Here is a 25,358-nt window from a genome sequence, read left to right on the forward strand (position 1 = left end):
GGCGTGGCACCGCCAGCGGCGGCTTCCGCCGGTGCCACGCGCGCGGGGCTGGCTCAGCCCGCGCTCTTCGGCGTGTGGTCCGAAGGGGTGGTGGCCGGCTGCTGCTTCTTCAGCTCGTCGAGCTGCCGCTGCAGGTCGGCGACCTGCTTGTCGGTGCCCGCCGGGGTCTGCGGCAGCGCCTTGGTCTCGGCGGCGGTCGCGCCGGCGCCCTCGGCGGGTGTCTCCGGCTCGTCCTTGTCCTTGAGGTCCTTGGTCTCGGCCTTGAAGATCTTCATCGACTTGCCGATCGACCGCGCCGCGTCCGGCAGGCGCTTGGCCCCGAACAGCAGGACGACGACCAGAACCAGGATGATCAGGTGCCACGGCTGCAGAGCGTTCATCTCTGGCCTCCCTATCGCTCTATCGTGTGGATCTTACGCGGGCCACGCCTTCGTGCCACGGCGACTCGGAGCGCGGCGGACCGCGCCCGCAGCAACCCCGCACGGTCACCGGCAGCCGTAGTCACCATGCTGCTGGTGCGCCGGAGCCCGCGCAAGCCTCGGCGCAGACGAATCGCCAGTACCGCGAGCAGGACGAGCCCGATGACCACGAGCGCGATGCTCAGCATGGAGGACACGCGGACAACCGTACTGGAATCAGGTGACCGGCAGGTGACGTGCCCTGGCCAGTCCGTCGAGCGCCCGGCGGCGAACAGCCGACGCGAGTTCCGCCGGCCGTTCCACCTGGACCCGGCCGCCGAGGCCGAGCACGAGGCGCACCATCCAGGACTCGTCGCCGTACCGCATCCGCACCCGCAGCCTGCCGCCGTCCAGTTCGGCCAGCTCCTCGCACGGGTAGTACTCGGCCACCCAGCGCAGGTCCCGTTCGAGTACCAGGTCCGCTTCGCCCTGGCCGGGGCGTTCGGCGAACACGCCGTGCGAAAGGTCGGTGGGCCGGGCGTCCGGCGGCGGCGTGGCGCGCTCGTCGAGCACTTCGGCGCCGTCGATGCGGTCCAGCCGGAACAACCGCACGCCCTCGGCACGGCGGCACCACGCCTCCAGGTAGCCGAAGCTCTGCACGATCAGCAGGCGCATCGGGTCGACCGTGCGCTCGGTGATCTCGTCCTTCGACGCGGTGTAGTAACGCAGCCGCAGCGCCTTGCGGGCCTTGAGCGCCTCGCTGACCGTGCGGCGGGCGCGGGCGGTGTTCTCCGCTTCGCGCACGCCCGTGCCGACCACCACGCCGGACGGCCTCGCCTCCCCCGCGGCTGCCTCGATCTTGGCTATCGCGCGGTTGACCGCGTCGCTGTCGGCCACCCCTGGCGTCTCCGCCAGCGCACGCAGGGCGACCAGCATGGAGGTGGCCTCGGCGCCGGTCAGGCGCAGCGGGCGGCGCATACCGGCGTCGAAGGTGACGGTGACGGTCTCGCCTTCGAAGGACAGGTCGATCAGGTCGCCGGGGCCGTAGCCGGGCAGCCCGCACATCCACAGCAGTTCGAGGTCCTTGCGCAGCTGGCGCGGGTGCACGCCGAAGTCGCGCGCGGCCTCGTCGATCTCGATGCCCGGCCGGGCCAGCAGGTACGGGACCAATGCCAGCAACCGCGGCATGCGCTCGGTGGATCCCCGGCTCACCGGTCCGCCCCGATCCCGTGCGCGATCGCCTCGAGCCTGCCGCGGACCGCCTTGGCCAGCACGTCCGGTTCGAGGACCAGCACGTCCGGCGCGTGCCCGGCGATCCAGTCCGCGGCGCTTTCCGGGTAGTACAGCTCGATCTCCATCACGTCGCCCTCGACACCGTCCACGCTCAGCCGGTCCACCGGCTTGGCCCGGCGCCGCACCCCGGCCGCGCGCTGGTCGGCCACCCACAGCAGCGCCGGGGTGGTCGGGCTCGGCTCGGGCTCGACCGCGCCGGCGACGTACTCGAGCAGGTTCACGTTCTCCGGGCGGCGGACCTCACCCGGCTTGCCGAAGGCCCGCACGTCCCCGCTGATCCTGGACAGCCGGAAGCAGCGGGTGGCCCGGCGGTCGCGGTCGTGGCCGACCACGTACCAGCGTGCTTTCCAGGAGATCACGCCCCACGGCTCGATCGTGCGGACCAGCCGCTCCGGCGAGTCGCTGCGGCGGTACTCGAACCGCACCGGCTGCCCGGCCTGGACCGCGGCCAGCAGCGGGGAGAAGGCCGGTTCGGTGCGCACCCGCGGCTCGACCACCGGCTGCGCGTTCTGGTCCACCTCGACCCCGGCGGCCCGCAGTTTCACCAGCGCGGCCTGGGCCTGCCCGGTCAGCTCCGGCGAGTCCCACAGGCGCACCGCGAGCGCCACCGCGGCGGCCTCGTCGGGGGCCAGGTCGATCTCGCCGAGTTCGTAGTCGCGGCGGGCGATCCGGTAGCCCTCGATCGGGTCGAACCCGGAGTTGCGCCCGGTTTCCAGCGGGATGCCCAGCTCCCGGAGCTCGGTCTTGTCCCGCTCGAACATCCGGAAGAAGGCGTCTTCGGTCGCGGCATCGGCGTAGCCGGGCACGATGCCGCGGATCCGGTCGGCGGTCAGGTACTGCCGGGTGGCGAGCAGGGCGAGCACCAGATTGACCAGGCGCTCGGCGCGGGCGGTGGACACCCGGACACAGTAGCCCGCCGCCGGTCCCCCGTTGCCGAGGTCCGCCCGTCGCGCGTCCGCGCGTCCCGGGCGCTAGCGGAGCGCCGCGGTGAGCTCGCCGAGGCGCCGGGCGCGATCCGCGTCCAGCGTCGGCAGATCCGTGCCGAGGGCCTCACGCCGGTCGTAGGCGAGCAGGCGCCCGGGCGGCGGTGCGCCGATCAGCTCGGTGATCGGCGCGATCGCCTCGGCCACCGGTTGCGCGAAGAGCTTCGCCATCGCCTTCATCAGCGCCCGCTTCGGCTGCGGCAGGTCTGCGTACCCGCTGTCGGTATAGCCCGGGTGGAACAGCAGGTACTTCGCGCGCCCCTCGGGGTGGTCGGCCACATAGGCCACCGCCTGCAACTCCGAGGCGCGCCCGGCCTGCAGCATGGCGCGCAGCAGACCGTAGTTCTCCCGCAGCGCCAGGTCGTCCCAGTGGATCTTCCCCTTCCGGGTGCCCACCCCGCCGACGCTGACGATCATCGGCGACTCCCCTCGCTCCAGCAGTCCGGTCAGGCCGCGGCTGAGCAGGTACCGGCTGGTGTAGTAGAGCGAGAAGTGCCCTTCGAAGCCGTCCGCGGTCTCCACGCGCCGGGGGAACGCGCGCATCGCGGTGAGGATGAGCCCGTCGAGGAATTCGTGCCGGGTCGCCACTTCCGCGATGACCCGCCGGTTCTCCGCGACCGAGGTCAGGTCCGCCGGGATGAACGCCGCCCGCCCGGCCGCGCCGATCCGCTCGGCGTGGTCGAGGAAATCCCGCCCGCGGACCGGGTTCCGCCCGATCACCGTGACCCGGGCACCGCGGTCCAGGTAGTGCCGCGCCAGCGCGGCTCCCATGCCCGTGGTGCCGCCCGAAACAACCAGTTCCCGCATCGCCCGCCCCAGAAGTCATCGATTGGTGACTTCACTAGGCTAGCGAGGCACGGAGAAGCTTGTCAACGATCGATGACTTAGGAGGCCTGGTGGCCGAGGACCACAAGCGCGACCGCGCGGCCACCCGGGCCCGCCTGCTCGACGCCGCCCGGCTCCGCTTCGCCCGCGACGGGTTCGACGGCACCAGCGTGCGCGACGTCGCCGGGGACGCCGCCGTGGACCCCGCACTGGTGTTCCGCTACTTCGGGTCCAAGAAAAAGCTGTTCGACGAAGCCACGGCGGTGCCGGCACCGGCAGCCGAACTGTTCGGCGGGCCGCGCGAGGAACTGCCGGCACGGCTGCTCGGCTCGATCGCCTTCCAGGACTGGCCGAGCCACGCCGGGGAGCACCCCCTGATCGCCATGCTGCGGTCCTCCGGGCACGCCGAGACCCGGGAACGGCTGCGCGAAGAGGTCTGCGGGACCTACGTGCGCGCGCTGGCCGACCTCACCGGCGGTGGACCGGACGGCGATCTGCGCGCCGAGTTGTTCAGCGCGTGGATGCTCGGCATCGGCGTGCTGCGCTCGGTGATCGGCACCCCGGCGATCAGCGGGGCGACCCCGGAGGACCTGGAACCGCACCTCGAAAAGGTGATCGCCGCGTTGCTCGAGCGCGACTAGGCCGGTTCGGCGGCCAGCTTGGCGACTCGCCCGGCCGCGCCCGAGGCCCAGCACGCGCCACGGGCGGTGCAGTCGACGCTGTCGAAGCTGCCGGAGTCGAACGACGTCCAGTGCGCGCCGCCGTCGAAGCTGATGTCGCTGCCGGTCGGGCCGACGGCCAGCACGGCGTGGTGCCGCCAAGCCACGCCCGAGCGGTAACCCACTGGCGGCGCGGGCGGGCGCTCCCAGCTGCGGCCGCCGTCGCGGGTCAGCGCGAGCGCGGCCACCGGCTCGGCCTCGTTGGCGTAGTCGCCGCCGATCGCCAGGCCACGCAGCCGGTCGCGGAAGCCCAGCGCGAAAACCCCGGCGGACGGGCTGCTGAACAGCGGCGTGTCGGTGACCGTCCACGTGCGACCGGCGTCGCGCGAGTGGAACACCCGCGCGGTGGCGCCACCGCCACTGCCGAACCACGCGTCCTTGGGCCCTTCGGTGGTCAGGCACTGTCCACTCGCGGCGAACCCGGCTTCCCCGGGCAGCGCGGGCGGGAGCCCCTCCGGCGGCACCTCCGCCCAGTTCCGCCCACCGTCCTCAGTGGACAGGATGCGGAACCGGCCGTCCACCGGATCGCTCATCGCCAGGCCCCGGTGGTGGTCGAAGAACGAGATGCAGTCGTAGAAGGCGCGTTCGTCGGTGTTCTCGAAGGACAGTCGCCAGCTCGCCCCGCCGTCGTCGGTGCGGTAGATCTTCGCGGCCGTGCCGGTGCCCGCCGACATCACCACCGCGCGCCGGTCGTCGAAGGCCTCGATGTCGCGGAAGTCGAGCGCGGCCGTGCCCGGGGGCGCGACCTGCTGCCACGACGCACCACCGTCGGCCGTGCGCAGGACGGTGCCCTTGCTGCCGCTGGCCCACGCCACCCGGGCGCTGACCGCGTCGAGCCCGCGCAGTTGGGCGGTCACGCCGGTCGGGGTCGGCTGCCAGCTCGGCACCGGGCCGGCCACCGCCACCGGGGCCCCGGTCGAGGCCAGGAGCAGGGCGGTGAGCACGGTCAGGCGGATCTTGCGCATTTCGGCAACCCCCATCGCATCGGCGGTAGGTAACTACCAGATCCCGGCGGATCACGCAAAGCGAAGAGCATCAACCAAACAGTTGAAGTGCGGCCCTCCGCACCGCCCCTATCGTGCGAGGACACCGTTGAAACGGCGTTACCTGCGCGCCAGACCTATCAGGAGGCCGTGATGACCACACGCACCGAGCCGAAGACCCCCAGCGGGTCCAAGGCGCTCACCCGCGTCGGCGGCATCGCCGCGGCCGCGGTCGCCGCATCGCTGATCTGGACGCTGGCGGTGCCGGTGCTCGGCGTCGACCTCACCGTGACCAGCATCGGCGGCAGCGCCCCGCAGACCGTGGACCTGGTGGCCATCGTCATCGCCACGGTCGCGGTGTCCCTGGTCGGCTGGGGCCTGCTCGCCCTGCTCGAACGCCGCGGCAAGGGCCGCGTCTGGACGTTCATCGCGATCGCGGTGATGGTGTTGTCGCTGGCCAGCCCGCTGCTCGCGACCGGGCCGGTGGACGCCCGCATCACCCTCGGCCTGCTGCACATCGTGGTCGGCGCCATCGTCATCCCGGCGTTCCGGCGCGGCGTGCCCGCCTGACCAGCGCACGGCCGGGTCACGCCCATCCCGCGCCCGCCCGGCCGCGCGCCGAATGCGATGAGCGGGGCCCTGCTCGCACTGCCCGGCGAGCACGGCCCCGCTCATCGTGCGCCCCCGGGCGAGTCCCACGTTCCCGCACCCGAACCCCACACCCAGGAAGCCGAGTTCCACACTCAGGCAGCCGAACCCCACACTCGGACAGCCAAGCCTCCGCGGGCGAATGCCATGAGTGGGGCATTACTTGCGTTCAACGCAAGTAATGCCCCACTCATGGCGTTTCAGGCGTTCACAGGGAGCTGATCAGGCGTTCCACGCGTTCGTCGACCGAACGGAACGGGTCCTTGCACAGCACGGTCCGCTGCGCCTGGTCGTTCAGCTTCAGGTGCACCCAGTCCACGGTGAAGTCCCGCTGCGCGGCCTGCGCGGCGGCGATGAAGTCGCCGCGCAGCTTCGCGCGGGTGGTCTGCGGCGGGGTGTCCTTGGCCACCTCGATCTCGCCGTCGTCGGTCACCCGGCGCACCAAGCCCTTGCGCTGCAGCAGGTCGAAGATGCCGCGCCCGCGCCGGATGTCGTGGTAGGCCAGGTCCAGTTGCGCGATGCGCGGGCTGGACAGGTCCAGGTCGTGCTTGGCGCGGTACCGCTCCACCAGCCGGTGCTTGATCGCCCAGTCGATCTCGGTGTCGATCTTCGAGAAGTCCTGCGTCTCGACCGCGTCCAGCGCGCGGCCCCACAGTTCGATCACGCGCTCGGCGGTAGCGCCGGAGCCGTTGGTCTTCACGTGCTGCGCCGCCCGCGCGTAGTACTCGCGCTGGATCTCCAGCGCGGAGGCCTCGCGGCCGCCCGCCAGGCGCACCTGGCGCCGCCCGGTCAGGTCGTGGCTGATCTCGCGGATCGCCCGGATCGGGTTGTCCAGGGTGAAGTCCCGGAACTGCACGCCCTGCTCGATCATCTCCAGCACCAGGTTCGCCGCACCCACCTTGAGCAGGGTGGTCGGCTCGGCCATGTTCGAGTCGCCGACGATGACGTGCAGCCTGCGGTAGCGCTCGGCGTCCGCGTGCGGCTCGTCGCGGGTGTTGATGATCGGCCGCGACCGCGTTGTGGCGCTCGACACACCTTCCCAGATGTGCTCGGCGCGCTGGGAGAGGCAGTACACCGCGCCGCGCGGGGTCTGCAGCACCTTGCCCGCCCCGCAGATCAGCTGCCGGGTGACCAGGAACGGCAGCAGCACGTCGGCGATCCTGGAGAACTCACCGGCTCGCGTGACCAGGTAGTTCTCGTGACAGCCGTAGGAGTTGCCCGCCGAGTCGGTGTTGTTCTTGAACAGGAAGATGTCGCCGCCGATGCCCTCGTCACCCAGTCTGCGCTCGGCGTCGACCAGCAGGTCCTCGAGGATGCGCTCCCCCGCCTTGTCGTGCGTGACGAGCTGCGTGAGGTCGTCGCATTCGGCCGTCGCGTACTCCGGGTGGGATCCGACGTCGAGGTAGAGGCGAGAGCCGTTCGACAGGAACACGTTGGACGAACGTCCCCAGGAAACCACCCGCCGGAACAGGTACCTGGCCACTTCGTCCGGCGACAACCTGCGCTGCCCGTGGAAGGTGCAGGTCACCCCGAACTCTGTCTCGATCCCAAAGATCCGCCGCTGCATGCCACCAGAGTATGCGCAAGTACCCCCAAGTCGGTGCGCCGTTCGGGCGTCGGCGTTGCGTCGGTTACGTTGCACCACGTGTTCAGGCACATCAAGCGCCCGCTGAGCCAGGTCGGCGAGACAGATCGCGCCCTCGTCCGCCGCAGCGCCGCGCTCCCCAGGTCCCCCGCCGATCGCGCCCTGATGGCGCTGACCCGCTCCGCGAACAAAGGCAGGCTGTGGTGGGTGGTCGCCGCGACCATCGGCGCCCGCAAGGGCACCGGGAGGCGGGCCGCGATGCGCGGCCTGGTCGCCATCGGCGGCGCCAGCCTGACCGCCAACCTCATCGGCAAGCCGCTGTTCCCCCGCCGCCGTCCGGCCGCCGAAGAGGTGCCGGAACACCGGCGCCTGGTCAAGCGGCCGACCTCGTCGTCGTTCCCGTCCGGACACTCGGCCTCGGCGGCCGCGTTCACCGCGGCCGTGGCGATGGAGTCGCCGGTGCTCGGCCTCGCCATCGCGCCGATTGCGGCCGCGGTGGCCTACTCGCGGGTGCACACCGGCGTGCACTGGCCCAGCGACGTCGGTGCGGGCGCGCTGATCGGGGTCGGCGCCGCGGTCGCCACGCGGCACTGGTGGCCGGTGCACCCGACCGTGCCCGGCGACACCGCGCACCCCGCCGAAGCCCCGGTGATGGTCGACGGCGAGGACATGCTCGCGCTGGTCAACCCGCGCTCCGGGATCGACGGCCAGGACCCCACCGAGGACGTCCGGTACGCCTGGCCCAAGGCCACGATCATCTACCCGGACGCCCACCAGGACATCCGCGTCCAGCTCGCCGCGGAGATCGAACGCCGCGGGAGCGTGCGCGCGCTCGGCGTGGCCGGCGGGGACGGGACCGTGGCCGCGGTCGCCTCGGTGGCCGCCGAGTACAAGCTGCCGCTCGCGCTCATCCCGGCGGGCACCCTCAACCACTTCGCCCGCGACGTCGGCGTGCGCTCCATGCCGGACGCCGACGCGGCCACCGAGGCGGGTGCCGCGGTCGGCATGGACCTCGGTGAGGTCACCGTCGAAGGCCTCGGCGAGACCGAGCGGCGCTGGTTCGTCAACACGGCCAGCATCGGCGGCTACCCCGAAATGGTCCGGATGCGGGAGAAACTGCAGGACAAACTGCCCAAGTGGCCCGCCATGGCGATCGCCATGGCACGCAGCCTGCACAAGGCGCGGCCGCTGGAGGTCGAGCTGAACGGCCACCGGACCTCGGTGTGGCTGATCTTCGTCGGCAACGGCCCGTACATCCCGAAGGGCTTCGCCCCGGCGCACCGGCCCGCGCTGGACACCGGCCTGCTCGACGTGCGCTACCTGCGCGCGGACGTCCCGTACTCACGCGCCCGGTTCATCGCCGCGGCGCTGACCAACACCCTCGGCACCAGCCACGTCTACCGCGAGTACGACGTGGCGGAGCTGGAGGTCAAGCTGCTCAACGGCAACCGCCGGGTCGCCACCGACGGCGAGGTAGGCCCACTCGGCTCACGCTTCCACTTCAAGTCGCAGCCCAGCGCCCTGGCCCTCTACCGCCTCTAACGACCTCCGGGGTGGGTCGCTCCGTCAGGTGCCGTGAATGTGGCTTTCACAGCGGAATGTGCCGTGAAAGCCACATTCACAGCACCTGGCCCACTCTCTCCAACCGCCACCCGGGCACCTCACCGAGGCAGCCGCCCAGATCCCCCACCCCGCCCCGGTCCACAGCCAAAAACACGGCGAAGACCCTCATGTCAAGGCATCTTTCCCGCCTTGACATGAGGGTCTTCGCCGTAGTCACGCTAAAAAAGCGGGGCGCTACTTGGAATCCCCACCCGAAGGCTCATCCGGCTTCGCAGCGTCCTTTTCGGACTTCTCCGCCTCGGCTTCCTCAGGCTTCTCCGCCTTGGGCAACAACGCTTCAAGCGCCGCACCGGTGATCCGGCGGAACGCCCGCCCCGGCCGCTCCCGCTCGAGCACCGCGACCTCGAGCTTGCCGACCTCGCCCGCGCCGCCGTTGGTGGCGGGGGTGTTCGGCGCGCTCGTCTGCAGCGCGGCCACCGCCACGGCGACCGCGGCGCTGAGTTCGAGGCCCTCTTCGTAGGTGTCCTTGAGCTTCGAGGTGATCGGGTCGGTCTGGCCGCCCATCGCCACGAACCGCGGCTCGTCGCCGATCGAGCCGTCGTAGGTCAGCCGGTAGAGCTGGTCCTCGGCCGGGGTGGTGCCCACCTCGGCCACGCAGATCTCCACCTCGTACGGCTTGAGCTGGTCGGTGAAGATCGAGCCGAGGGTCTGGGCGTAGACGTTGGCCAGCGCCCGCGAGTTCACGTCGCGGCGGTCGTACTGGTACCCCTGCAGGTCCACGTACTTGATCCCGCCCCGGCGCAGGCTCTCGAACTCGCTGTACCGGCCGACCGCGGCGAAGCCGATCCGGTCGTAGATCTCGGACACCTTGTGCAGCGTCGTCGACGGGTTCTCCGCCACGAACAGCACGCCACCGGCGTACTTCAGCACCACGACACTGCGTCCCCTGGCAATGCCCTTGCGCGCGAGCTCGGAACGCTCGCGCATCAGCTGCTCGGGCGACGCGTACAGCGGCATCGTCACTGCGGTGGCTCCACTCTCTCGAACTGGGAAGTCTTGAAACTCAGCCTTGACGGCCCGGCCGCTGCGCACGGTCGTTGACGACCGCCTCGGAGACCGCTTCGGCCTGCTCGGCGGGCAACCGCACCGCGCCGTGCTCGGCGGTGATGGTGACCGCCGTGGGGAAGATGCGGCGCACCAGGTCCGGTCCGCCGGTCGCGGTGTCGTCGTCGGCGGCGTCGTACAACGCCTCCACCGCCACCCGCACGGCCCCTTCGAGGTCCGCGTCCGGGTCGTGCAGCTTCTTCAGCGACGACTTGGCGAACAGCGAGCCCGAACCGATGGCGTGGTAGCCGCCGTGCTCCTCGTACCGCCCGCCGGTCACGTCGTAGGAGACGATGCGCCCGCCGCGCTTGGGGTCCGCCGCCTCGGTGTCGTAGCCGACGAACAGCGGCAGCACCGCGAGCCCGGCCATGGCCACGTCGAGGTTCGCCTTGACCATCATCGACAGCTTGTTCGTCTTGCCGTCCAGCGACAGCGAGACGCCCTCGAGCTTCTCGTAGTGGGCCAGCTCCACCGCGTACAGCCGGACCATCTCCAGCGCCAGTCCCGCGGTACCGGCGATGCCGACCGCCGAGTACTCGTCGGTGACGTAGACCTTGTCCATGTCCCGCGTGGCGATCAGGTTGCCGGTGGTCGCCCGCCGGTCACCGGCGAGCAGCACGCCGCCGGCGAAGGTCACCGCGACGATGGTCGTGCCGTGGGGCACGTCCGACAGGGCGCCGGGCTGAGCACCTGCTCCCCGGCGACCGGGGAGCAGGTCCGGAGCCTCCGCGCGCAGGAAGTCGGTGAACGACGAACTCGTCGTCGTCAGGTACGACGCGGGCAGCGCGAAGCCCGAGTGGTGCGAGGTGTTGTCCATACGTGCTCGTTTTTCCCATCAACGAAGATCTGCGGGACCGGTGGTGCGCGAGGGGGTTACTCCCCGCCCTTCTGCACATAGGCGCGGACGAAGTCCTCGGCGTTCTCCTCCAGCACGTCGTCGATCTCGTCGAGGATGGTGTCCACGTCCTCGCCGAGCTTCTCGCGCCGTTCCTGACCGGCCGGGGCGCCACCCTCGACCTCTTCGTCGGAGTCACCGCCGCCGTGCCGCTCGATCTTTTCCTGAGCCATACTCGCCTCCCGGTGTGGCCGTTGTTCTCAAGCCTACCCAGTGGAACCGACATTCGGGGCCTCCACTGGATCACTCCTGGGTCGCTCTCTAGTCCGAACCGGTGAGCGCCTCGACCAGTTCTTCAGCGGTCGCCGAGTCGTCGAGCAACTTCCCGACGTGCGCCTTCGTCCCGCGCAGGGGCTCCAGCGTGGGGATGCGCACCAGCGACTCGCGCCCGACGTCGAAGATCACCGAATCCCACGACGCCGCCGCGATCGAGGTCGCGTACTTCTCCAGGGTGCGGCCGCGGAAGTAGGCCCGCGTGTCGGACGGCGGGGTGGTGATCGCCGCGCGCACCTCCTCCTCGGTGACCAGGCGCTTCATCGAGCCCCGGGTGACCAGGCGGTTGTACAGGCCCTTGTCCAGCCGCACGTCCGAGTACTGCAGGTCGACCAACTGCAGCCGCGGCGCGCCCCAGTTGAGCTGGTCGCGGGCGCGGTAGCCCTCCAGCAGCCGCAGCTTGGCGGGCCAGTCCAGCCGGTCGGCGCATTCGGCCGGGTCGCGGGCGAGCGCGTCGAGGATCTCGCCCCAGACCCGCAGCACGTCCTTGGACTGGCTGTCGCCGCCGGTCCGGTCCAGGAACTCCGAGGCCAGCTCGTGGTAGGCGAACTGGATGTCCAATCCGGTGAACTTGCGCCCGCCCGCCACGTCGACCTTGGTCTTCAGCGTCGGGTCGTGGCTGATCTGGTGCACCGCGCGCACCGGCTCGTCCAGTTTCAGCTGGTCGAAGCGCATCCCGGACTCGATCATGTCCAGCACGATCGCGGTGGTGCCGAGCTTGAGGTAGGTGGAGTACTCGGCCAGGTTCGCGTCGCCGATGATCACGTGCAGCCTGCGGTACTTGTCCGCGTCGGCGTGCGGCTCGTCGCGGGTGTTGATGATGCCGCGCTTGAGCGTGGTCTCCAGGCCGACCTCGACCTCGATGTAGTCCGAGCGCTGCGAGAGCTGGAACCCGGCGTCCTCACCCTGCGGGCCGAGGCCGACGCGGCCGGAGCCGGTCATCACCTGGCGCGAGACGAAGAACGGGGTCAGCCCGGAGATCACCGAGGTGAACGGGGTGGACCGGGCCATCAGGTAGTTCTCGTGGGTGCCGTAGCTGGCACCCTTGCCGTCGACGTTGTTCTTGTACAGCTGCAGGGCCGGCTGGCCGGGCACGGTAGCCGCGCGCATCGCGGCCTCCTCCATCACCCGCTCCCCCGCCTTGTCCCAGATCACCGCGTCGCGCGCGTTGGTGACCTCGGGCGCGGAGTACTCGGGGTGCGCGTGGTCGACGTAGAGCCGGGCGCCGTTGGTCAGGATGACGTTGGCCGCGCCGAGGTCCTCCACGTCGGGGTCGTGACCGGGGGTGCCGGGGCCGGCGAGGTCGAACCCCCTGGCGTCGCGCAGGGGCGATTCCACCTCGTAGTCCCAGCGCGCGCGCCGGGCCCGCGGGATGTCCGCCGCCGCCGCGTAGGCCAGCACCACCTGGGTGGAGGTCAACACCGGGTTGGCCGTCGCATCGCCCGGTACCGCGATGCCGTACTCGACCTCGGTTCCCATGATCCGCCTCATATCGTCCACCCTACGGTGCCGAAGGGGCGTGACACCTCCCAGGTGGCCGCGATTGGATGGGTGTCGTGAACGACGAACTGGTCGCCGTGTACGACGAGAGCGGTGCCGCGGTCGGCGCGGCACCCCGGTCCCGGGTGCGGGCGGAGGGGCTGTGGCACGCCGCGGGCGTGGTGCTGCTGCGCTCCCCCGACGGCGCGAACGTGTACGTGCACCTGCGCACGGACACGAAGGACGTCTTCCCCGGCATGTACGACTGCTGGGCGGGCGGCCTGGTCGCGGCGGGTGAGACACCGGCCGACTGCGCGCGCCGCGAGCTGGCCGAGGAGCTGGGCGTCCGAGGCGCACCGCTGCGGCCGCTGTTCGTGCACGTCTACGACCAGCCGCCGATGCACTGCCACAACTTCGCCTTCGAGGCCCGCTGGGACGGTCCGATCGTCCACCAGCCGGAGGAAATCGTCTCCGGGGAGTGGCTGGAGCTGGAGGAACTGCGCAGCTGGGCCGAGGACCCGGAGAGCCCGCTCATCCCGGACGGCAGGCTCGGCGTCCTCGAATGGTTCCGCCGCTACGACCCGTGAGGCTCAGGAAGCGACGCGGACCAGCGCGCCCGCGCTGATCGGGGCCAGCCTCTTGGCCGCGTCGGTGGCGCGGGCCTGCGTGCTCGCCGCGACCTGGACCACCGAGATGACGTCCCCTCGGGCGAGCAGCACGGTGCAGACCGCGGCGCCCTTGTCCGTCTCGCACCACGCCCGCTGCGCTTCGGCCCCGGTCGGCGCGAGCTGCACCGGGGTGGCGCCGGAGCAGATCAGCCGGTTGACCGTCTCGGCCGCACCTCGGGTGACCAGCACCCGGTGGCTCAGCGAGGCACCCGAGCGGTACTGCCAGTCGCGCTGCTTGCGCTGTTCCTCCGGGACCGGCTCGACCAGCGGGGCCAGGCACTTCGACGGGGTCGACGGCTTGGCGGCCACGCGGACCTCTTCCGCGGCGACGTCGGTGTCGGTCAGCAGCGCGGGGGTGGTCGCGGTCCGCTCCTGGGCCGGGGCGGCGGGCGCGGTCGAGGCAGGCGGAGCGGCGGGCGGCGCGGCCGGTGCCGACGAGGCGACCGGGTCGTCGTAGTAGGTGTCGAGGTCGTTCGGCCGATCGGCGCAACCTGCCAGCCCGGCGACCGCGACCGCCGTGACCGCGAGCGCGGCCACCCGCACCTGACGCACCTGCAACCCCCTCGGGTCCCGCTGTCCGTACCGCGGAGACTGTATCTAGTTCCACTCCAGGCGGGAGCGGTGGGCCCAGTAGTCCGCCGGTGCTTCGCGCAGCGCGAGCAGCTGCTCCAGTTCGGCGTCTTCGAGTGGAACTCTTACCGCGCCCAAGTTCGACTCGAGTTGCGCGACGCTCGCCGGTCCCGCGAGCACCGCGTCGGCGAACGGCTGGGCGAGTGCCGCCGCGAGCGCGATCGCGTCCGGGGTGACCCCGCGGGCGGCAGCCAGCTCCGCGACCGGCTCCGGCGGCTCGGCGACCAGCCGCCCGTTCGCCAGGGTTTCCTTCAGCACCACCAGGTTGCCCGCCGCGCGGGCTTCGGCGAGCACTTCGCCGACGGAGGGCTCGAGCACGTTCCAGGTGGACTGCACGGCGGTGAACACCCGCCGTCCCGACCGCTCCAGCTCGAACGCGCGCCGCACGGTTTCCGCCTGCGCCGGGCCGGAAGTGGAGAATCCGACGCGGACGCCGGTGTCGGCGAGCGCGGCGAGCCGGTCCAGCAGGGCGCCATCGGTGAACAGTGGACTGTCGATGGTCAGCGAATGCACCTGGTACAAGGAAATCCGGGAGTCGAGCAGCGAAGTGCTCTCGGCCCACTGCTGCTCGAACCGCGCGAGCGAGTGTTCCTTCTCCTCGTGCACTTCGGCGTCGAGGCGCCAGCCGCCGACGTAGGCGTAGCCCCATTTGCTGGACACCGTCAGGTCGGTGTGCCCGCGTTCGGCGAGCCAGCCGGACAGGAACTCCTCGGAGCGCCCGTACGAGCGCGCGACGTCCACCCAGCGCACCCCGGCCGCGTATGCCGCGTCGAGCACTTCCCAGGTGGCCGCGCGCATCGAGGCCACGTCACGGTTGCCCGGCAACGCGCCCTCACGGCCGAGGTTGATGTACGCGGGCCTGCCGAGCGCGGCCAGCCCCACTGCGATCTCCGGTGTTTCCGCCACGGCATGACGGTAACCGGAAGGGCGCAGTGGGGCCGGGGCGCGTCAGCTGGTGGGGAAGTTGTCCGCGGACCGGATGCGGTCGCGGATCCACACCCCGGCTGGCTTCAGCGGACCGGTGCCGCTGAAGTTGCCGCCCGCGCAGGTGCCTTCCTTGAACACCGCGCCCGACCGGAAGTCGTCGGAGAAGTTCCAGTTCGTCCAGCTGATCTTCTTGCTGGCCAGGAAGTCCAGGTACTTCTGCGCGTAGGCGAAGTCGTTGCCGCCGTCACCGGTGTAGGTCTGGGTGCCGAACTCGGTGACGAACAGCGGCAGCTTCGACGCGGCCCGCGAAAGCGCCTGGAAGTACTCGTCCTGGTGGGACGCCGCGTAGAAGTGGAAGGTGTACATGAAGTTGCTCGCCTTGATCGGGTTGTTCACGATGTCGGCCTCGGTGCGGCCGTCGGAAACACCCAGCGAGGCCCAGCCGTGCGTGCCCACGAGCACCACGCCGTCCGGGTCCTGCGCGCGGATGACCGGGATCATCTGCTCGGCGTAGCTCTTGATGCCCGCCCAGCTGACCTCGTTCGGCTCGTTGGCGATGTCGTAGATGATGTTGGTCTTGTCCTTGTGCCGCTTCGCGATCTCGGTGAAGAAGGTCTTGGCGCGGCCCAGGTTGTGGTTCGGGTCGCCGGGGCTGAGCTGGTGCCAGTCGACCAGCGCGTACATGCCCCGCTTGGTCGCTTCCTCGATGTAGCCGTTGACCAGCGCGGTGAACTTCGCCGGGTCGGTCTCGTAGCCACCTTCCTGGACGTACATCGAGATCCGCAGGACGTCGGCCTTCCAGTCACCGGCCAGCGCGTCCAGCGAAGCCGCCTTCACGCACTGCGCGTACCACTGGATGCCGTGCGTGCTCATGCCGCGCAACTGGATCGGCTTGCCGTACTGGTTGCACAGCTGCAGCCCGCAGACCTTCAGCTGGCCGTTGATCGCCGCCGGAGAGCCCGGGGGCAGCGCGGTGATCGCCGCCGGTTCCGGAGCTGCCTGCGCCCCGCCTGCCACCGAGACCGGCAGCAGGAAGGTCGCCGCGGCGACCGCCGCGACCCGGTGCCGGATCTTGTCCCAACGCATACGAGTTTTCCTCTCTGACCTGGGCGGCGGAATAGACAGGAAACTTTCCTAACTGATGAGCGAGCCCGACTTTAGTGATCCGCTTCACAGCACGTCAAGAGTTCACCTGACCGGCCTAGCGTCGGTAGGTGAGCAACAAGTGGTCGTGCGCGGGCCGGAACGCCGCACTCCCGGCGGCGATCAGGTGCTCGGGCAGGTGACGCAGCCAGTTCACCGGGTCCTCGCCGAACGCGGGCGACTCACGCAGCAACGCGGTCACCTCGTGCCCGTACCGGCCGAGCACGGTCACCTCGCCGGACGCGGTGATCCCGATCCGCGCGAACTCCAGGACGTAGTCGCCGAGCTGGGCGGCGATCGCCGCGCCGGGCGGCGGAACGCGCAGCCTGCCGACCTCCTGCACCGAGGCCCAGAACTCCGGGTCACGTAGGCGACCGGCTTCCTCCCGAGCCCACCGTTCGGGTGCCTCGGCGAACCCGTCGCCGGGCAGCGGGCCGTCGAACTCGCCGTTCGCGCCGATGTGGGCGGACCAGCGGACCGAGCCGCGCTCGTGCATTGAGACCAGGATCTCGCGGCCGGGCGCGGCCACCCGCCGCTCCCCCGCCGGCACCGGCAGCCGGGGCACGTCGATCGCGCCCCGGATCGCGTCGACACCCAGCTGCGACTGCTTGCGCACGGTCTCCCCCGGCGTCAGCACCCAGCCCTCGGTCAGGTCCACGCCGGGCCGCTCGCGCAGCTCCTCGAACGGGTCCGGGCCGGACGGCGGCTCTCCGGTGCACCGGAGCAGGCCGTACCGGTCCAGCTCGGCGGTGAAACCGGGCCCGCGGGCGAACAGCGGGCCGCGCGGCTCCGGCAGCACGATCCGCCGGACCCGCTCCACCACGGGCTCACCCGCGACCTCGCGCACCCACGCCACGGGGTCCATCCCGGCCCGGAAGCGGGCGTCGGCCTCCCGGGGGCCGCTGAACGCCAGCACCGCGCCATCCGGAGCGAGCAGCAGCGTCAGCCGGCCCGGCACGGTCAGCCGCAGTTCCCCGCCCGGGGCCGCGAACCCGCCCGGCAGGCGCCGCACACCCTCGCGGCGGCGTGCGTCGACCGGCGCACCGGCCCAGTCCCGGTGGTCCCGGTCGTAGAAGTCGCCCATAATCGGCTGCCCGCTCGAACGCGCGAGCGTCAGGCCTCCCCGCTTTCTTTCCGCCGCATCAACTCGAGGAACTGATCCGAATTCAGCACCTGCCGGTGCAGTTTTTCCAGCCGCGCGGCAGGGGCGCGGACATAACCCTTGCCGAACACCGGTGCGATCTGCCGCAGGCTCGCCCCGGCCTCCCTGGCGGCCAGCAAAGCCCAGTCCGAGGCGTTCGCACACGCCGTCGAAGCGGCCCGCAACTGGCCGAGGAGACCGATCAGCTCGTCCGCGCTCAGCTCGCCACGCCGGGCCGACTCGGCGACCGTCCGTAGCCATTCGTTGATCTGACCGGGCGTCACCGGCGGCTGGGGGGTCGGGTACTCGTCACCGCTCATAGCCGCGAAGTATAGGCCGTTATACATCGATCCGGCCCGGAACACGCCGGAAAACTGGACGGGCGGTGCACCGGATCGCTCCGGTGCACCGCCCTTTGCAGAAGGCTCGGTGTTGCTTCGCTCCTACAAATATTGCCCGGTGTTCGTGGCCGTGTCGATCGCCCGACCGGAGTCCTGGTTCTTGCCGGTGACCAGCGTGCGGATGTAGACGATCCGCTCGCCCTTCTTGCCGGAGATCCGGGCCCAGTCGTCCGGGTTCGTGGTGTTCGGCAGGTCCTCGTTCTCCGCGAACTCGTCGACGATCGCGTCCAGCAGGTGCTGCACGCGCAGACCGGGCTGCTTGGTCTCCAGCACCGACTTGATCGCCGCCTTCTTCGCCCGGTCCACGATGTTCTGGATCATCGCGCCCGAGTTGAAGTCGCGGAAGTAGAGCACCTCCTTGTCCCCGTTGGCGTAGGTCACCTCGAGGAACCGGTTCTCGTCGCTTTCCTCGTACATCCGCTCGACGGTGTGCTGGATCATCGCGTCGAAGGTCGCCTTCGGGTCCCCGCCGAACTCGGCGAGGTCGTCGGCGTGGATGGGCAGCCCCTCGGCCAGGTACTTCGAGAAGATGTCCTTGGCACCCTCGGCGTCCGGACGCTCGATCTTGATCTTCACGTCCAGCCGGCCCGGCCGCAGGATCGCCGGGTCGATCATGTCCTCGCGGTTGGAGGCGCCGATGACGATGACGTTCTCCAGGCCCTCGACACCGTCGATCTCGGAGAGCAGCTGCGGCACGATGGTGGTCTCCACGTCGGAGGACACCCCGCTGCCGCGGGTGCGGAAGATCGAGTCCATCTCGTCGAAGAACACGATCACCGGCGTGCCCTCGGAAGCCTTCTCGCGCGCCCGCTGGAAGATCAGGCGGATGTGCCGCTCGGTCTCCCCGACGAACTTGTTCAGCAGCTCCGGGCCCTTGATGTTGAGGAAGTACGACTTCGCTTCCGAGCCGTCGCCCGGATCGTCGCCCCTGGCCAGCGCGACCTTCTTGGCCAGGGAGTTCGCCACCGCCTTGGCGATGAGCGTCTTCCCGCAACCCGGCGGGCCGTAGAGCAGCACGCCCTTCGGCGGCCGCAACTGGTATTCCAGGTACAGGTCCGAGTGCAGGAAGGGCAGCTCCACCGCGTCGCGGATCTGCTCGATCTGCCGCCCGAGCCCGCCGATGTCCTCGTAGCTGACATCGGGGACCTCCTCCAGCACGAGGTCCTCGACCTCGGCCTTCGGCACCCGCTCGTAGGCGTAGCCCGCCTTGGAGTCGACCAGCAGCGAGTCGCCCGGCTTGAGCGGCTGCTCGGCCAGCGGGTCGGAAAGGAAGACCACCCGCTCCTCGTCCGCGTGCCCGACCACGAGCGCCCGCGAGCTGCCACCGGTGACCTCGGGGGCGAGCACCTCGCGGAGCGCGCACACCTCACCGGTCTGCTCGTAGCCGCCACCCTCGACCACGGTCAGCGCCTCGTTCAGGCGCAGCGCCTGCCCGCGTCGCAGCGTCTCCACCTCGACCGCGGGGGAAACCGACACGCGCATCTTCCGGCCGGAGGTGAACACGTCGACCGTGCCGTCCTCGAAGGCCGCCAGGAATACTCCGTATCCGCTCGGCGGCTGGGCGAGGCGGTCGACTTCCTCACGCAGCGCGAGCAACTGGCCCCGCGCCTCGCGCAGCGTCTCAACCAGTTTGTTATTTCTTTCGGTCAGCTGACTGACCCGTTCCGACGCCTCGGCCAGCCGCTGCTCGAGCACCCGGTTCTGGCGCGGTGAATCGGTCAGCTTCCGGCGCAGCAGTGCCACTTCCTCTTCCAGGAAACGGACCTGTCGTGCCTGCTCATCCGACGTGTTCCCAGCTCCACTCGATTCTGATGGGTCGGCATCCTCCGGCCGACCTCCGGGAAGGTCGTGTTGCATGTCGGCACCTCCTCGGAGTGCTTTTCAGTCCACGGTACCGGCGATCACCGACTTGAGAAGCCCTATCCGCATCACAGGATCGGCGCGTCGCACCGGGATCACGGGGTTCCCGGATGCGCAATGGTCCAACCCGGTAAAGGCGAGGCGGGGCCGACCGCTACCGTGCGTCTACATCGCTCGCTCGGTGAACCCGGACGTGTACCGACTTCCTAGGGGGCAGTCTTGACCTATCCACCGCAGCACCCCGGGGGCCCCGGACCGCACGGCCAACCGGGCTACCAGGGACAACCGGGCGCCGGGCAGCCCTACACCGGACCGCAGCCGCAGCAGTACCCGCAGCAGGGCGGCCAGGCACCCGGCTGGGACGCGTTCAACCCGGCGCCGCAGCAACCCCAGCAGGGTGGCTGGGAGCAGCAGGGGTGGCAGCAGGCACCGGCGCCCGACCCCTACGCCCAACAACAGGGGTGGGACGCGTTCGGCTCCGGGCAGCAGCAGCCGCAGTACCCCGGCGGGTTCGGGGAAGAACCGCCCAAGAAGAAGAAAACGGGCCTGATCATCGGGCTGGTGATCGGCGCGGTGGTGGTGATCGGCGGGGCCGTGGCCGCGATCATCCTGTTCACCGGCGACGACGGCTCCTCGGACCAGGTGGCGCAGCAGAACCCCACGTCACAGGCCCAGCCGCCGGGTGGCCAGGTGCCGCCGCCCGCCTCCGGGAAGCCGAGCGCGGGCAAGCCGAGCGGCAGCAGCGGCGACGCCGGTTCGCCAGGCGACAAGACCGAGGTGAAGGAAGCGGGCCAGAAGGCGGTCGACGCGATCAACGACCGCGACGTGAACCTCGCCAAGGAGGTCGCCTGCAGCCCGGAGACGGTCACCCAGTCCGACATCGACGAGATGCCGCAGGGGGTCGAGGCGAAGCTCCTCGGCGAGCCGGTGATCACCGGGAACACCGCTACGATCGACGCGGAGCTGTCGTTCCAGGGGCAGTCGGAGAAGTCGCCGATCAAGCTGAAGAAGGAAGCCTCGCGGTGGTGCGTGGGCAGCTGACCCCGGGCGCCGGGGGACGAACGAGGACAGTGAGCCGAGCACGATGAGCCAGCCACCCCAGCCGCCCGATCCGTACGGGCGGCAGCAGCCCTACGGCGGTTACGGACAGTATCCGCCGCCGCAGGCGTATCCACCACCGGGTGGCTGGCCCGGCGAACCGAACTCCGCAAGGCAGAAGAAAACCGGATTGGTCGTGGGCGTGGCCGTCGGCGCGGTGATCCTGCTCGGCGCGGCGCTCACCCTGGTGCTGGTGCTCACCGGCAGCGACGAAGAGCCGCCCGCCGCCCAGCCGCCACCAGTCCTGCCCGCGCCCTCGTCCTCGTCCCCCGCGACCAGACCGGCGCCCTCGAGCGCGACCGGCCGCGGCGAGGACACCCCGGAAGCCGCCGGGGACGTGGTCATCGAGGCGCTGAACTCGAAGGACGCGCGCAAGTACGCGACGATCGCCTGCAACGTGCAGAAGGACGCCGACGTCAAGGGCCTGCAGGACACCTGGGACCGCGCCGGGGACATCACCGCCACACTGGCCAAACCGGTCGAGGTCAGCGGGGACAGCGCCACGGTGACCGTCCGGGTGGAAGGCGGGGGCAACTTCAAGGAGACCCCGTTCAAGCTGGTCAAGCAGCGCGCGAAGTGGTGCATCCCAGGCTAGCCCCCTGCCCCCTCGTCCCCCCGCACATGCCGTGAATGTGGCTTTCACGGCGGATTCCGCCGTGAAAGCCACATTCACGGCACTCCCCAGCCCCACCACCCACCGGGCCACCACACAACCGCCACCCGGGCACCCCACCAGCACCCCGCCCAGACTCCCCACCCCGCCCCGGTCCACAGCCAAAAACACGGCGAAGAGGGGCTTGTCAAGGCATCATTCCCGCCTTGACAAGCCCCTCTTCGCCGTAGTCACAATCAAAAACCGGGGCGGAAAACCCCACCCCTCACCCCTTGCTCGGACGACGCTTCAGCTTCAACGGCGTGACCCCGTCCGCCAGCCGGCGGGTGGTGAGCAGGAAGGCGGTGTGCGCGACCATCCGGTGGTCCGGCCGCACGGCCAGGCCGACCACGTGCCACGGGCGCATCAGCGTCTCCCACGACTCCGGTTCGGTCCAGCACTGCTGCTCCCGCAGCGCCTCGGTGATCCGCGACAGTTGCGTCACCGTCGCCACGTAGACGGTCAGCACGCCCCCGGGCACCAGGTTGCGCTGCACGGCGGGCAGCACGTCCCACGGCGCCAGCATGTCCAGCACCACCCGGTCCACCTCACCGGTGTGCTCGGCCACGTCGCCGATGGTCAGGTGCCAGTTCGCCGGGCGCTCCCCGAAGAAGCGTTCCACGTTCTTCACCGCGTGCTCGGCGTGGTCGTCGCGGACCTCGAAGGAGGTGACGCTGCCCTCGGACCCCACGGCCCGCAGCAGCGAGCAGGTCAGCGCGCCCGAACCGGCACCGGCCTCCAGCACCCGCGCGCCCGGGAAGATGTCGCCCCACATCACGATCTGCGCGGCGTCCTTCGGGTAGATCACCTGCGCGCCGCGCGGCATGGACAGCACGTAGTCCGGCAGCAGCGGCCGCAGCGCCAAGTACGAGGTTCCGCCCGCGGAGACGATGATCGACCCCTCCGGCTGCCCGATCACGTGGTCGTGCGCCAGCGCGCCGCGATGGGTGTGGTACTCGCCACCCTCGGCCAGCACCATGGTGTAGTGCCGCCCCTTCGGGTCCGTCAGCTGCACCCGATCACCAACCCGGAACGGGCCCCCTGCCGACGCCAACGTGCCAACCTCCTGGTCTGAAACGGAAGCCAGATCCTTTCAGACCACCCGCGCGGGGAATCAGCCGGGACGCCGCCCGCTCATCGCCGCCCGCAGGTCCTCCCGCCGGAGCACGCCGGCCGGCCTGCCCTCGTCGTCGACCACCAGGAACTGCCAGGCGGCCGTCTCCCGCACGCGCTCGGCGATGTCGTCCCCCGGTTCGGACAGCAGCAGCACCGATTCGGCCCGGATCGGCTCGGCGGCCAGCTCCGCGGGCGACTGCGGGGACTGCGCGGCCAGCCGCTCGGCGGCGTTCGCGTCGAGCAGCCCGGCGGCCACGCCGTCCGCGCGCACCAGCACCACGCCACGGCCCGCCGAGGCGGCCAGCGCGTCGGACACCGGGCTTTCCGCGGGCAGCTGCAGCACCGGGCGCACCAGGTCGGCGATCTCCAGCCCGTCTGGCCAGCCACGCCGGGTCTCGGCGGCCAGTTCGGCGCTGGCCCCCATGGCGACGAACCACGCCGTCACCACGCACACACCCAGCCGCAGCCACTTGTCGTCGCTGTCGCCTGCCAGGCCCCAGATGGCCCACACCAGCAGGCCGACGGCCACCGCGCCACCGCCGACGACCGCGGCCTTGGTCCCGGTGGACCGGGTGCCGGTCACCGCCCAGACCCCGGCACGCAGCATCCGCCCGCCGTCCAGCGGCAGGCCGGGCAGCAGGTTGAACACCGCGACCGCGAGGTTCGCCACCGCGCACTGCGCCACCAGCAGCCAGGCCGCGCCGCCTTCGGGCACGGCGAGCAGCAGCAGCGCGCAGAACCCGGCGAGCAGGATCGACACCACCGGGCCGGCCGCGGCGACCATCCCCTCCTGACCGGGCTTGCGCGGGGTTCTCGCCACCTCGGACAACCCGCCGAGCAGGAACAACCGCAGCCGCCGGACCGGGATGCCCAGCCGCAGCGCGACCACGCAGTGGCCCAGTTCGTGGGCGAGCACGGACAGGCCCAGCAGCACGGCGAAGGCCGCGGCGAGGGTCCACGAGGTGACCGGGCCCGCGCCGGGCAGCAGCCGCTCGACCAGCGGCGCGTAGAGCACCACCACGAGCAGCGAGCCGACCCACCACGACGGCGCCAGCAGCACCGGCACCCCGTCGACGCGGAACAGCAGCAGGCCGCCGTCCAGCGCCGACTCGCGGCGCGCGGACGGCCGCATCGAGCCGCTGTTGGTCCTCACCCGGACAGCCTAGAACGCCCGGTGTGGGAAAGCGGTGATCCGGCCGCCCGGCGCGCGCCCGTCACCCGGTTTGTCGTACCCCTGTCCTAGGGTGCGGGTTATGTCAGCGCCCCTGCCGACCGCGAACGCCGAAGCCGATGCCGTGCCCGAGGTGCGCCGCCGTCCCGCGCTGTCCCCGTCGAGAGCCAGCGATTTCAAGCAGTGCCCGCTGCTCTACCGGTTCCGCGCGGTGGACAAGCTGCCCGAAACGCCGACGAAGGCGCAGCTGCGGGGCACGCTGGTGCACTCGGTGCTGGAGAAGCTGTTCGCCCTGCCGCAGGCCGAACGGCAGCGAGACCGGGCGCAGGAGCTGCTCGGCCCGGCCTGGACGGACATGTCCGAGCAGCTGCGCCCGGAGTGGATGCAGTTGTTCGGCGAGGACCAGGGCGACGTCGACGCCTGGCTGCGCTCGGCGGGCAAGCTGGTCGACGCCTACTTCCAACTGGAGGACCCGACGCGGCTGGAGCCGGAGGCCTGCGAGCTGCACGTGGAGACCGAACTGGGCTCCGGCGTGCTCCTGCGCGGCTACATCGACCGCCTCGACGTGGCGCCCACCGGGGAGATCCGGGTGGTCGACTACAAGACCGGCGCCGCGCCGCGCGAGATCGGCGAGGCCAAGGCGCTGTTCCAGATGAAGTTCTACGCGGTGGTGCTGTGGCGGCTGCGCGGGGTGGTGCCGCGCCAGCTCAAGCTGATGTACCTGACCGACGGCCAGTCGCTGGCCTACGCCCCGGACGAGCCCGAACTGCGCCGGTTCGAGCGCACGCTGGAGGCCATCTGGCAGGCGATCCTCAAGGCGGGCAAGACCGGGGACTTCCGGCCGAACCCGAGCAAGCTCTGCGGGTGGTGCGACCACCAGGCGCACTGCCCCTCGTTCGGCGGTACTCCCCCGGAGTACCCCGGCTGGCCGGAACCGGACCCCGGTGAGGAAACACCACTGGATCGGGCGGACTGAGATGACCGCGTTCTACGAGCCGCTCGGCGACGGCCGGTTCTCCCCCACCGAGCACACCGCCGGCCCGTGGTCGCCCGGCACGCAGCACTTCGGCCCGCCGTCGGCGCTGCTGGTCCGGGCGCTCGAGGAGGTCCCGCTCGCGCACGCGAGCCGCCTGGCCAGGGTGACCGTGGAGATCCTCGGCCCGGCGCCGCTGACCGAGCTGACCGTGCGGACCCGGCTGGACCGGCCAGGCCGCTCGGTCGAACTGCTCTCGGCCGAGCTGAGCGCCGGCGAGAAGGTGGTCGCGCGGGCGTCGGCCTGGCGGCTGGCCACGTCGGACAGCACCGAGGTGATCGCCGGGGGCGCCGAGCCGCTGCCCCCGCCGGAGACCGCCGAGCCCACCCCGTGGCCGGAGCACTGGGCAGGCGGTGACTTCGGGTACCTCGCGGCCACCGAATGGCGGGCGGTCCACGGCTCGATGGCCGAACCGGGACCGGCCACGGTGTGGGCACGCCAGCGTGTCGCGCTGGTCGGCGGAGAGAAGCCGAGCCCGCTGCAGCGGCTGTTCGCGGTGGCCGACTCCGGCAACGGCGTGTCCAACTACCTGGACCCGCGTCAGTGGTGGTTCATCAACACCGAGCTCACCGTGCACATCCAGCGGGAACCCGACGGCGAGTGGATCGGGCTGGACGCGCGCACGGTGGTCGGGCCGGACGGCATCGGCACCGCCACCAGCAGGCTGCACGACCCCGGCGGGCAGGTCGCCACCGGGGCGCAGGCGCTGCTGGTGCGGCCCCGCTGAACGCCGACACCGCGGATATCCCACCGCTGACGGGGTAGATCCC

General features: G+C 71.1%; 27 protein-coding genes. 8 read left to right on the forward strand and 19 right to left on the reverse strand.

All coding sequences use genetic code 11. The features are described from left to right. Positions 1-53 precede the first annotated feature (53 nt). The 5 genes from tatA to L3Q67_RS37010 all read right to left on the reverse strand — a co-directional run bounded on the left by tatA (position 54) and on the right by L3Q67_RS37010 (position 3,481). On the reverse strand, positions 54-380 hold the full coding sequence (tatA, locus tag L3Q67_RS36990; protein ID WP_499186065.1) for a Sec-independent protein translocase family protein: 327 nt from the start codon (positions 378-380) through the stop codon (positions 54-56). Positions 381-391: 11 nt separating this feature from the next. Next, positions 392-607, reverse strand: a complete 216-nt coding sequence (locus tag L3Q67_RS36995; protein WP_499191729.1) for a bacteriophage holin — start codon at positions 605-607, stop codon at positions 392-394. 28 nt (positions 608-635) lie between these two features. Then, complete coding sequence (locus L3Q67_RS37000) at positions 636-1,586, reverse strand: helix-turn-helix transcriptional regulator (RefSeq protein ID WP_499191730.1); 951 nt, start codon at positions 1,584-1,586, stop codon at positions 636-638. Between the two features lie 20 nt (positions 1,587-1,606). Beyond that, positions 1,607-2,590 carry a helix-turn-helix transcriptional regulator gene (locus tag L3Q67_RS37005; protein WP_499186066.1) on the reverse strand — a complete coding sequence of 328 codons (984 nt, stop codon included), beginning with the start codon at positions 2,588-2,590 and terminating at the stop codon, positions 1,607-1,609. 72 nt (positions 2,591-2,662) lie between these two features. Then, entirely contained in the window at positions 2,663-3,481 is an 819-nt protein-coding gene (locus L3Q67_RS37010; RefSeq protein WP_499186067.1) for a Rossmann-fold NAD(P)-binding domain-containing protein, read from the reverse strand. An 89-nt stretch (positions 3,482-3,570) separates the two neighbouring features. Here L3Q67_RS37010 and L3Q67_RS37015 point away from each other — a divergent pair, with 89 nt between their 5' ends. Continuing rightward, a complete protein-coding gene (locus tag L3Q67_RS37015) occupies positions 3,571-4,140 on the forward strand; it encodes a TetR/AcrR family transcriptional regulator (protein ID WP_499186068.1) in 570 nt (189 codons plus the stop codon). On the opposite strand, the gene L3Q67_RS37020 is transcribed toward L3Q67_RS37015, so the two are convergent. After that, positions 4,137-5,183 (reverse strand): WD40/YVTN/BNR-like repeat-containing protein, encoded by a 1,047-nt coding sequence (locus L3Q67_RS37020; protein WP_499191731.1) that lies wholly within the window; start codon positions 5,181-5,183, stop codon positions 4,137-4,139. The two genes, L3Q67_RS37015 and L3Q67_RS37020, sit on opposite strands and share 4 nt — an antisense overlap. A 171-nt stretch (positions 5,184-5,354) precedes the next feature. On the opposite strand from L3Q67_RS37020, the gene L3Q67_RS37025 reads away from it, so the two are divergent. After that, positions 5,355-5,771: a DUF6069 family protein gene (locus L3Q67_RS37025; RefSeq protein WP_499186069.1), complete on the forward strand. Its 417-nt coding sequence runs from the start codon at positions 5,355-5,357 to the stop codon at positions 5,769-5,771. A 286-nt stretch (positions 5,772-6,057) separates the two neighbouring features. Here L3Q67_RS37025 and pafA read toward each other — a convergent pair whose 3' ends face one another. After that, entirely contained in the window at positions 6,058-7,416 is a 1,359-nt protein-coding gene (pafA, locus tag L3Q67_RS37030; protein ID WP_209666453.1) for a Pup--protein ligase, read from the reverse strand. A gap of 183 nt (positions 7,417-7,599) precedes the next feature. Between pafA and L3Q67_RS37035 the strand changes: the two genes are divergently transcribed. After that, entirely contained in the window at positions 7,600-8,976 is a 1,377-nt protein-coding gene (locus L3Q67_RS37035) for a bifunctional phosphatase PAP2/diacylglycerol kinase family protein (protein ID WP_499191732.1), read from the forward strand. 255 nt (positions 8,977-9,231) lie between these two features. On the opposite strand, the gene prcA is transcribed toward L3Q67_RS37035, so the two are convergent. The 4 genes from prcA to dop form a co-directional block, all read right to left on the reverse strand. Then, entirely contained in the window at positions 9,232-10,020 is a 789-nt protein-coding gene (gene prcA / locus L3Q67_RS37040; protein ID WP_499186070.1) for a proteasome subunit alpha, read from the reverse strand. A gap of 40 nt (positions 10,021-10,060) precedes the next feature. After that, a complete protein-coding gene (prcB, locus tag L3Q67_RS37045) occupies positions 10,061-10,918 on the reverse strand; it encodes a proteasome subunit beta (RefSeq protein WP_499186071.1) in 858 nt (285 codons plus the stop codon). A 56-nt stretch (positions 10,919-10,974) separates the two neighbouring features. Beyond that, positions 10,975-11,169 carry a ubiquitin-like protein Pup gene (locus L3Q67_RS37050; protein WP_113692219.1) on the reverse strand — a complete coding sequence of 65 codons (195 nt, stop codon included), beginning with the start codon at positions 11,167-11,169 and terminating at the stop codon, positions 10,975-10,977. Positions 11,170-11,257: 88 nt separating this feature from the next. Next, the gene (gene dop / locus L3Q67_RS37055; protein WP_499186072.1) at positions 11,258-12,760 is read right to left on the reverse strand and encodes a proteasome accessory factor PafA2 family protein; all 1,503 of its coding nucleotides are present in this window, start codon (positions 12,758-12,760) and stop codon (positions 11,258-11,260) included. Positions 12,761-12,825: 65 nt separating this feature from the next. On the opposite strand from dop, the gene L3Q67_RS37060 reads away from it, so the two are divergent. Then, positions 12,826-13,335 (forward strand): NUDIX hydrolase, encoded by a 510-nt coding sequence (locus tag L3Q67_RS37060; RefSeq protein ID WP_499186073.1) that lies wholly within the window; start codon positions 12,826-12,828, stop codon positions 13,333-13,335. 3 nt (positions 13,336-13,338) lie between these two features. Here the strand turns inward: L3Q67_RS37060 and L3Q67_RS37065 are convergent, their stop codons facing one another. The 6 genes from L3Q67_RS37065 to arc form a co-directional block, all read right to left on the reverse strand. Next, entirely contained in the window at positions 13,339-13,968 is a 630-nt protein-coding gene (locus L3Q67_RS37065; protein WP_499186074.1) for a hypothetical protein, read from the reverse strand. A gap of 45 nt (positions 13,969-14,013) precedes the next feature. After that, a complete protein-coding gene (locus tag L3Q67_RS37070) occupies positions 14,014-14,952 on the reverse strand; it encodes an aldo-keto reductase family protein (protein ID WP_499186075.1) in 939 nt (312 codons plus the stop codon). A gap of 42 nt (positions 14,953-14,994) precedes the next feature. Continuing rightward, positions 14,995-16,059 (reverse strand): glycoside hydrolase family 5 protein, encoded by a 1,065-nt coding sequence (locus L3Q67_RS37075; protein ID WP_499186076.1) that lies wholly within the window; start codon positions 16,057-16,059, stop codon positions 14,995-14,997. Between the two features lie 115 nt (positions 16,060-16,174). Then, a complete protein-coding gene (locus tag L3Q67_RS37080; RefSeq protein ID WP_499186077.1) occupies positions 16,175-17,200 on the reverse strand; it encodes a hypothetical protein in 1,026 nt (341 codons plus the stop codon). Positions 17,201-17,229: 29 nt separating this feature from the next. Beyond that, a complete protein-coding gene (locus L3Q67_RS37085) occupies positions 17,230-17,577 on the reverse strand; it encodes a hypothetical protein (protein ID WP_209666443.1) in 348 nt (115 codons plus the stop codon). A gap of 123 nt (positions 17,578-17,700) precedes the next feature. Then, positions 17,701-19,515 carry a proteasome ATPase gene (gene arc, locus L3Q67_RS37090; RefSeq protein ID WP_499186078.1) on the reverse strand — a complete coding sequence of 605 codons (1,815 nt, stop codon included), beginning with the start codon at positions 19,513-19,515 and terminating at the stop codon, positions 17,701-17,703. Positions 19,516-19,737: 222 nt separating this feature from the next. Between arc and L3Q67_RS37095 the strand changes: the two genes are divergently transcribed. Continuing rightward, positions 19,738-20,559, forward strand: a complete 822-nt coding sequence (locus L3Q67_RS37095) for a flagellar basal body-associated FliL family protein (RefSeq protein ID WP_499186079.1) — start codon at positions 19,738-19,740, stop codon at positions 20,557-20,559. A 43-nt stretch (positions 20,560-20,602) separates the two neighbouring features. Continuing rightward, complete coding sequence (locus L3Q67_RS37100; RefSeq protein WP_499186080.1) at positions 20,603-21,211, forward strand: hypothetical protein; 609 nt, start codon at positions 20,603-20,605, stop codon at positions 21,209-21,211. Positions 21,212-21,494: 283 nt separating this feature from the next. On the opposite strand, the gene L3Q67_RS37105 is transcribed toward L3Q67_RS37100, so the two are convergent. Together L3Q67_RS37105 and L3Q67_RS37110 are read right to left on the reverse strand one after the other, a co-directional pair. Then, positions 21,495-22,322, reverse strand: a complete 828-nt coding sequence (locus L3Q67_RS37105; RefSeq protein WP_499186081.1) for a tRNA (adenine-N1)-methyltransferase — start codon at positions 22,320-22,322, stop codon at positions 21,495-21,497. A gap of 60 nt (positions 22,323-22,382) precedes the next feature. Next, positions 22,383-23,516 (reverse strand): site-2 protease family protein, encoded by a 1,134-nt coding sequence (locus tag L3Q67_RS37110; RefSeq protein ID WP_499191733.1) that lies wholly within the window; start codon positions 23,514-23,516, stop codon positions 22,383-22,385. 121 nt (positions 23,517-23,637) lie between these two features. On the opposite strand from L3Q67_RS37110, the gene L3Q67_RS37115 reads away from it, so the two are divergent. Beyond that, a complete protein-coding gene (locus L3Q67_RS37115) occupies positions 23,638-24,531 on the forward strand; it encodes a RecB family exonuclease (protein WP_209666438.1) in 894 nt (297 codons plus the stop codon). Between the two features lies 1 nt (position 24,532). Further along, the gene (locus L3Q67_RS37120; RefSeq protein WP_499186082.1) at positions 24,533-25,315 is read left to right on the forward strand and encodes a thioesterase family protein; all 783 of its coding nucleotides are present in this window, start codon (positions 24,533-24,535) and stop codon (positions 25,313-25,315) included. The last annotated feature ends 43 nt before the right edge of the window (positions 25,316-25,358 follow it).

This window comes from Saccharothrix sp. AJ9571 (assembly GCF_021725495.1).
Classification (GTDB): domain Bacteria; phylum Actinomycetota; class Actinomycetes; order Mycobacteriales; family Pseudonocardiaceae; genus Amycolatopsis; species Amycolatopsis magusensis.